Origin of the sequence: Actinospica sp., from assembly GCF_035552695.1 — a bacterium.
Lineage (GTDB): Bacteria > Actinomycetota > Actinomycetes > Streptomycetales > Catenulisporaceae > Actinospica.
Window position 1 is genome coordinate 1 of sequence record NZ_DASZKT010000052.1, and the last position, 7,604, is coordinate 7,604.

The following is a 7,604-nucleotide window of genomic DNA, read 5'->3' on the forward strand; positions in this document are numbered from 1 at the left end:
TCGGCCCCGCCTTCCGGGGTCTGACGCAGTCTTGAAGCGCCACGGGGCGCTACATTCCTCGCGGGCGGGAATAGTAGAACCCGATGACCCGTGGCAAGGAAGGGCGCGAGGAGTGGAACACGGCACGCTGCTGGCCGGGCGGTACGAGGTGCTGGAACCGTTGGGGCGCGGGGGGATGGGCGAGGTCTGGGCCGCGCGCGACCAGGTGCTGCAACGGCAGGTCGCGCTCAAGCTGCTGCCGATGGATGAGGACGCGCCCGACGATCTGTCCGCGCGGTTCGAGCGCGAGGCGGTGGCGGCCGCGCAGATCAATCATCCGAACGTGGTCGCCCTCTACGACCGCGGCGTGCATGATGACACACTGTTCCTGATCATGGAGCTGGTTGAGGGGATGCCTCTCAGCACGCTGATCGAATCCTCAGGCGTGCTGCCACTTGCCCGCGCCCTTGAGCTGGCGGAGCAGATCTGCTCGGCGTTGGCGGCCACCCACCAGGCCGGCGTCGTGCACTTCGATATCAAGCCGCGCAACGTGATGATCACCGCCGCGGGCTCGGCGAAGGTGGTCGACTTCGGGATCGCGGGCTTCCTGCGGGCCCGGCTCTCCGTCGTGGCCTCCTCGCGCCTGGCCCCGGCCGCGACGCTGGAGTACGCGGCTCCCGAGCAGTTCACCGCGGAGCGCGGGGATGCGCGTTCTGACGTGTACGCGCTGGGTGGGGTGCTGTTCGCCATGCTCACCGGGCACGCGCCGTTCACCGGGCACTCCGGCTGGGAGGTGATGGCCGCCAAGGTCGGCGGCGACGCGCCCCGGCTCGATCGGGCCCGCCCCGGATTGCCGCCCGGGCTCACGGACCTGGTCGCCGGCTTGCTGGAACGCGATCCCGCGCGGCGCCCGCAGAGTGCGCGAGAGGTACGCGAACGACTCGCTCGGCTGCGCGCCGAGTTCGCCGACGCGACGTACCCGGGCACGACCATCGTCGAGGAGCCCGCCGCGCTGCCGCCGGCACCGCGAACGCCGACGGCGAATACCGGCGGTCCGCGCCAGCTGCCGCCGGACACCGGACTGTTCACCGGCCGCGAGACCGAACTCAGAGCCCTGTTCGCGCAGGCCGAGCAGGCGCGCACCAGGGGCGTGCCGGGGACGGTCGTGATCTCCGCGATCGACGGGATGGGCGGCGTGGGCAAGACGACCCTGGCCGTCCACGCGGCGCACCGGCTGGCTCGGCAATTCCCCGACGGCCAGCTGTTCCTGGATCTCTACGGCCACGCCCGGAACACGCCGCCGCGCGAACCGGGCGACGCGTTGGCCGCGCTCCTGTCCAGCATGGGCGTGCCGCCGCGGGCGATCCCCGCGGACGTCGGCGCCCGGGCCGCGCTCTATCGCTCGCGCCTCGCGGATACCCGTACCCTGATTCTGCTCGACAACGCGGTGAGCGAGGACCAGGTACGGCCCCTGATTCCCGCCGCGGAGACCTGTCTGGTGCTGGTCACCAGTCGTCGGCGGCTCAAGGCGCTGGACGACGCTTGGCCGCTCGCTCTCGATCTCCTCCCGCCCGGGGAGGCGGTCGCGCTGCTGTCCCGAGCCGCCCGCCTGAATACCGCACCCGTCGAACGCGAGCTGCTCGATCGGGTGGCCGCTCTGTGCGGGCATCTGCCGCTGGCCCTGGTGATCGCCGCGAGCCTCGTGCGCACGGGCGGGCCGGACTGGAGCCTGGAACGGGTGGCCGAGCGCCTCGCCGACCGGCTCGGGAGCAGCGACCTGGCAGCGTTCGGCGACGATTCCCGCAGCCTGTCCGCGGTCTTCGACCTGTCCTATCTCGCGCTCTCGCCGGAGCGACGCGCGCTCTACCGTCGTCTGGCCCTGATTCCCGGGCCCGGCGTCGACGCGTACGCGGCGGCGGCCCTGTTGGACGCGGATCCGCAGGAGGCCGGGAAACTGCTCGAAGCCCTCGAGGAACACAGCCTGCTGACCGAGAGCACGCCGGGCCGGTACCGGGCGCACGACCTGATCCGCGCGCACGCCCGTACCCTGGCGGCGCAACTGGACCCGGCGTCCGGGCAGGCCGCCGCCGTGGATCGGCTGCTCGGCTACTACGCGCACACCGCCCAGAGCGCCTCGATCCCCATCGCCCGCCGTCCGCGGACCGCGCCCGAGGGACCGGCGCCCGCGCACTCCCCCGCGCTGACCGACCCGGACGCCGCCAGGGCCTGGCTGCGCGCCGAGTACCACAACCTGGACGCGGCGCACACGTACGCGCGCGGCCACGACCGTGCGGATCACGCCGTGGCCCTGGCGGCCGGAATGGCCGAGATCCTGCTCACCGACGGCCCGTGGGAGCATGCTCTCGACCTGCATCAGAACGCCGTCGACACCGCCGAACGGCAAGGCCGACCCGCGGCCGCCGCCGACGCGTTGACCGAACTCGGACGGGTCAGGGCCGTGGCCGGAGACCTTCCCGGGGCCATCGGTTCGGTACAGCGTTCTCTGGAGCTGCACCGGGAGTCCGGCCACAGTCTCGGCCACGCCAACGCCCTGAACGACCTGGGACGCATGCGGTTCTCGACCGGCGACTATCCGGCGGACGTCGAGGCCCAGTCGCAGGCCTTGGAGATCTACCGGGAGCTCGGCGAGCGCCTCGGCCAGGCCAACGCGCTGAGCGAGCTGGGACGCGCTCGGGAACAGGTCGGGGACCTTCCCGGGGCCGCCGACGCCGCGACGCAGTGCTTTGAGATCTACCGGGAGCTCGGGCACCGCCTCGGCCAGGCCCACGCGCTCAACGACCTGGGGCGCGTTCGCGAGTGGACCGGCGACTTCTCCGGGGCCGGGGAAGCGCAGAGCCAGGCGCTGCAGATCTACCGGGAGATCGGCAACCGCCTGGGGCAGGCCGCCGCCCTCAACGACCTGGGACGCCTGCACCAGCTGGCCGGAGACTATCCGGCGGCCATCGACGCCGCGTCGCAATCCCTGGATATCGTCCGCCAGCTCGGCCACCGCTACAGCCAGGCAAACGCCCTCGTCGACCTGGGGCGCGCACTGCGCATGGTGGGCGACCTGCCGAGGGCCGCCGACGCCGCGCGGGAGGCCCTGAAGATCACCCGCGAGACGGACAACCGCCTCGGCGAGGCCATCGCCCTGGCCGAGGTGGGACGCGTGCGCCAACTGACCGGGGACAGCCGCGGCGCCATCGCCGAACTCGCGCGCTCGCTGGAGATCTTTCGCGAGATCGGCAGCCGGGGCGGCGAGTCGTGGGCGCTCAACCACTACGCCGCAGCCCTCGCCGCGGCCGGCGAGAACGCCCGTGCGCTCGCGCTCTACGAGGAGGCACTGGCGATGAACCGGGAACTGAACAAGCCGGACGACGAGGCGATCTCGCTCGAAGGCATCGCCGAGCACCACCTCGCCTCCGGCGATGCGCAACAGGCCGCCGAACACTTTGATCAGGCACTTGAGATCTACCGGCGTCTCGGCGCTGCGGCCGACGCGGAACGCGTGGAGTCCCGGCTTCGGCCGAGCTCACGGTGATCAGCTCACTGACCCGAAAGCGACCGACGCCCGAGCCGTAAAGGATCCCTTGACAGGGGAGGGCTGTAAACGCATCCTTTACGTGTGGCCGATTCTCCCGATACGTTCAAGGTCCTGAGCGCCCGGCTGGCCGAGCAGGCCGCGGCGCTGGCAGAAGCGGCGGGCAGCCCGCTGGCGTCACCCGCCTATCTCGATCTGGTCCGGCGTGCCCGGAAGGTCGACGACCTGGCGGAGCAGCTGCTCAAGCTGTCCGTGCAGCAGAGCCGGGACGCCGGCCACACCTGGCAGGAGATCGGAGACCTGCTCGGAGTCACCCGTCAGGCCGCCTTCCAGCGGTTCGGCAAGCCCATCGACCCTCGGACCGGAGAACCCATGGACAAGACAGTGCGCATGGCCGACGCCGCGCAACGCGCGATCGAGATCGTCACGGCCGTCCTCGAAGGACGCATGGACGAGGCCAGGCCGTCCTTCAACGCGCAGGTCCTGGAGGCCTTCACCGACAAGGTCCGGGGCGACGCCCTGGCCACCGTCGCCGGCCTCGTCGGCGCGTTCGAAGCCTTCGGCCAGGGCGAACCGTTCATCCGCCGCATCGGCGACCACACGGTTGTCGATGTTCCGCTGCGCTACGAGGCCGGCGACATGAAGGCGCGGGTCGCTCTCGACACCGACGAGAAGGTCGCCGGGTTCTTCATCCTCGCCCCCGACACGCCGTGAAACCGCCGCACTGACTCAGGCGCAAGCAAACACCAGGAGGCCAAGATGAACCATGAACGCGCGACCGCCTACGAGGACGGCGGGATCCTCTGCGACGACAAGGAGTTGACCATCCGCCGGTACTACCCCTGGGGGGCCAAGCGGATCGCCTACAGCTCGATCAGAGGCGTCGAAAGACTCCCCATGACCGGCGTGAACAAGATTCGCCGGTGGCGGATTTGGGGCTCGGGCGACTTCATCCACTGGTGGAACTTCGACGCCGGGCGCCCCAAGAAGGAGTTGGCGCTGGTGATCGACATCGGAAGCCGCGTGTTCCCCACGATCACTCCGGACGACCCGGAAGCCGTCGAGAGCATCATCACCGACCACCGCACAGCCAGGTGAACTGACCGCAGGTCAGGACGGTTGAGGACGGCGCAGTAGCGCGACGGCGGGCACCCCGGCGGCGGAAAGCGCGGCGGTGACCCACCACCCGTGCTGGAAGGGAGCTAGCGCCGGTGTCGGTTGGTCGACCGCCGTGCCGAGCACGGCGATCAGGACGGCCACTCCCAGCGCGAGCCCGGTCTGGCGGATCATGTTGATCACCGCGGAGCCGGTGGCGAACGAGTGGGGAGGCAACGCCGCGGTGGCGGCGCCCATCATCGTCGGCAGGACGAGGCCTACGCCGATCCCGGTGAGCAGCATGCCTCCGAGTACTCCCCGGACATAGTCGGGGGTTGCGGTGATCGCGAGCGCCCACCACGCCGTGCTGGCGGCGAAGGCCAGGCTCCCGAACGCGATGACCGGCGCCGGTCCGTAGCGGCGGATGAGCCGGCCGCCGATACCGAAGGCCACGATGGGCACCATCAACGGTCCGGGCGCGATCGCCAGGCCCGTGCGCAGTGCCGACCAGTGCCAGGCCCCTTGCTCCCACAGGACGATGGACAGGAGCATCGCTCCGAAGGACGCTGAGAAGAAGACCGCCACCGCCGACGCCCCGATGAAGCCGTGGGCGCGGAACAGTTCGGGGCGGATCAGTGGGCTGCGGCCATGCAGGCAGTGCCAGACGAAGCCGGCCAGGAGTACGACCGCCCCGACCAGGATCCCGTCGGTTCGGGCCGCTGCCCAGCCCCAGTCGGACCCCTTGACCAAGCCGAAGGTCAGGGCGCCCACACCCGCCGTGACCAGCACCACGCCCAGCGGATCGGGACGCTCGACGGGGTGGCCGGGGACTTCGGGCAGCCGCCGCCAACCCACCACCAGGGCCGCGATGCCGATCGGGACGTTGACCAGGAACACCCAGCGCCAACTGGCCGCCACCAAAAGCCCGCCGACCACGGGGCCGATGGCCGCGGCGACCCCGCCCACCGCGGTCCAGGCCCGCACCGCGCCGTTGCGCCGCTCCGCCGGATAGGAGGCCAACACCAGCCCCAGCGAGGTGGGAGTCACCAGGGCGGCCCCGGCGGCCTGGAGCACCCGGAAACCGATCAGCATTCCGACGTCTGTCGAGAGCGCGCACGCGGCCGAGGCCACGGTGAACACCGCCACGCCCAGCAGGAAGGCCCGATCCCGCCGGAAGCGGTCGGCCAGACGTCCGAAGAAGACCAGCAGCGACGCGTAGACGATGGCGTAGGCGTTGAGGATCCACGACAGCTCCGACAGATCGCGGGCGTGCAGGTCCACAGCGATCTTCGGCAGGGCCACGTTGACGATGAACAGGTCCAGGCTCGACAGGACGACCCCGGCGCAGACGATGAGGAGGACCTCGCGGGGGCTGCCGGCCGGCTTCGAACCTGGCGGGGAGGCGGCGGCGTCGGCCGATCGAGTCGATAGCGTCATAGAACTGACCCTATGAGGTGGAGTTCTATGACGCAACCCACTAATCTCGATCCCATGGAACGGAAGAGCTTCGCCGACATGCACTGCTCGGTGGCCCAGTGCCTCGAGGTAGTGGGCGAATGGTGGACGATGCTGATCGTCCGAGATGCCTTCTTGGGCATCACGCGCTTCGACCAGTTCCAGGAGCGCATGGGCATCTCCCGCAACATCCTCAACGCCCGCCTCACCTGGCTGGTCGATGAGGGCGTGCTCGAAAAGGTCCTCTACAGCGAGCACCCCTCCCGCTACGAGTACCGCCTGACGCCCAAGGGGCGCGACCTGTGGCCGGTGCTGACCGCCATGCGCCAATGGGGAGACAAGCACGCCGCCCCCGACGGCCCGCCGATGCTGGTGGTCCACGAGTCCTGCGGGATGGTCACCCAGCCGGTGCCGACCTGCTCGCAGTGCGGCGAGCGCATGAGCGCCGGGGACGTGCACGCCATGCCCGGCCCGGGGGACCTCGACGGCATCGTCGAGTCGGCGGTGACATCCAAGCGGTGACCGCCGCCCAGGTGGACTATCAGCCTCCTGTCAAGCCGCGCTTCGCCGTCAGCCCGAAGTGAAGCGCCGCCCGGGGAGCGGGGCGGGCTCTCCGGCTTCTGCCGTGGCGCGCGGGGGCGGCGCGCGGCGCCAACTGTCCGAGCCGACTGAAAAATACCGTCGGCCAGAGCCTTGACAAGTCGTACGCGAAGTTTCAATACTTCCACCGAACCAGTTTCCGTAAACGTTTCCGGCCCGCATTGACCTGGCGGGCGATCAGGGGCTTCCGCACGGTGGCCGCACGACGGATGTGCCTCAATTCGGCTCGGGCCGAGTCAAGCGCGCGGTGTACCCGGTAATCAGGGCACTGATGATGTCGGTCAGCTGGGGCTCGACGTCGACGACGGCGTGGGCGAGGTCGGGTTCGGATTCGTAGAAGGCGCGCAGCTTCGTGCCGGGGGCGGCCATCTGCCACATCGCCGCGGCCATCGAAGTTGCGGTGGCGACGACGCCGCGCGCCTGGTCGAGTCGCAGCGGGGTGACCGTGCAGAGCGCGGAGCCGACCTCGGCGACACCGGCGAGGGCGCGCGTCTTGAATGCCTTGACCTTCTCCAGCGAGACGTTGCGCTCCAGGTTCAGCGGTGTGTGCGCGAGCAGGTCGCAGAACAGCGGACGGGCAACCAGCGAGTGCGCGAGTACGGCGGCGATCTCCTGCGCGGCCTGGTCCGCTTCGCGGTGTCCGGCGGTGGGGCGGGCGGCGAGATCTTCGAGTGCGGTGCGCACCGCCGCCGACCACTCGCCCCACGCGTTGGCCGCCAACTGCAGGAAGATGTCCTCGCGCGTCTCGAAGTAGCGCAGCATCGCCGACTTGTGCATGCCGACCTCGTCGGCGATGGCGCTCGCGGTCACCTCGCGCACGCTGCCGGCGGCGGCGAGCCGAGCGGCGGCGGCCAGGATCGTCTCCTGCCGGGCACGCTTGGCCTCGGGGGTGCGGGCACGTTCGAAGGCGAGATCGGTCACCGTCCAAGCATAC

Annotated in this window: 6 protein-coding genes; 4 read left to right on the forward strand and 2 right to left on the reverse strand. The window is 70.5% G+C overall.

The features are described from left to right. Positions 1-112: 112 nt before the first annotated feature. From VG296_RS08270 to VG296_RS08280, 3 genes are all read left to right on the forward strand, one after another. A complete protein-coding gene (locus VG296_RS08270) occupies positions 113-3,520 on the forward strand; it encodes a tetratricopeptide repeat protein (protein WP_325564772.1) in 3,408 nt (1,135 codons plus the stop codon). An 84-nt stretch (positions 3,521-3,604) separates the two neighbouring features. Further along, positions 3,605-4,234 carry a DUF3887 domain-containing protein gene (locus VG296_RS08275; RefSeq protein WP_325564774.1) on the forward strand — a complete coding sequence of 210 codons (630 nt, stop codon included), beginning with the start codon at positions 3,605-3,607 and terminating at the stop codon, positions 4,232-4,234. A gap of 45 nt (positions 4,235-4,279) precedes the next feature. Then, on the forward strand, positions 4,280-4,618 hold the full coding sequence (locus tag VG296_RS08280) for a hypothetical protein (protein WP_325564776.1): 339 nt from the start codon (positions 4,280-4,282) through the stop codon (positions 4,616-4,618). A gap of 12 nt (positions 4,619-4,630) precedes the next feature. On the opposite strand, the gene VG296_RS08285 is transcribed toward VG296_RS08280, so the two are convergent. Then, positions 4,631-6,052, reverse strand: a complete 1,422-nt coding sequence (locus VG296_RS08285) for an MFS transporter (RefSeq protein ID WP_325564778.1) — start codon at positions 6,050-6,052, stop codon at positions 4,631-4,633. A 54-nt stretch (positions 6,053-6,106) separates the two neighbouring features. Between VG296_RS08285 and VG296_RS08290 the strand changes: the two genes are divergently transcribed. Next, positions 6,107-6,592 carry a helix-turn-helix domain-containing protein gene (locus tag VG296_RS08290; RefSeq protein WP_325564780.1) on the forward strand — a complete coding sequence of 162 codons (486 nt, stop codon included), beginning with the start codon at positions 6,107-6,109 and terminating at the stop codon, positions 6,590-6,592. A 294-nt stretch (positions 6,593-6,886) separates the two neighbouring features. Here VG296_RS08290 and VG296_RS08295 read toward each other — a convergent pair whose 3' ends face one another. Beyond that, positions 6,887-7,591, reverse strand: coding sequence for a TetR family transcriptional regulator (locus VG296_RS08295; RefSeq protein ID WP_349259493.1), 705 nt, complete (start codon positions 7,589-7,591; stop codon positions 6,887-6,889). Between the last annotated feature and the right edge of the window lie 13 nt (positions 7,592-7,604).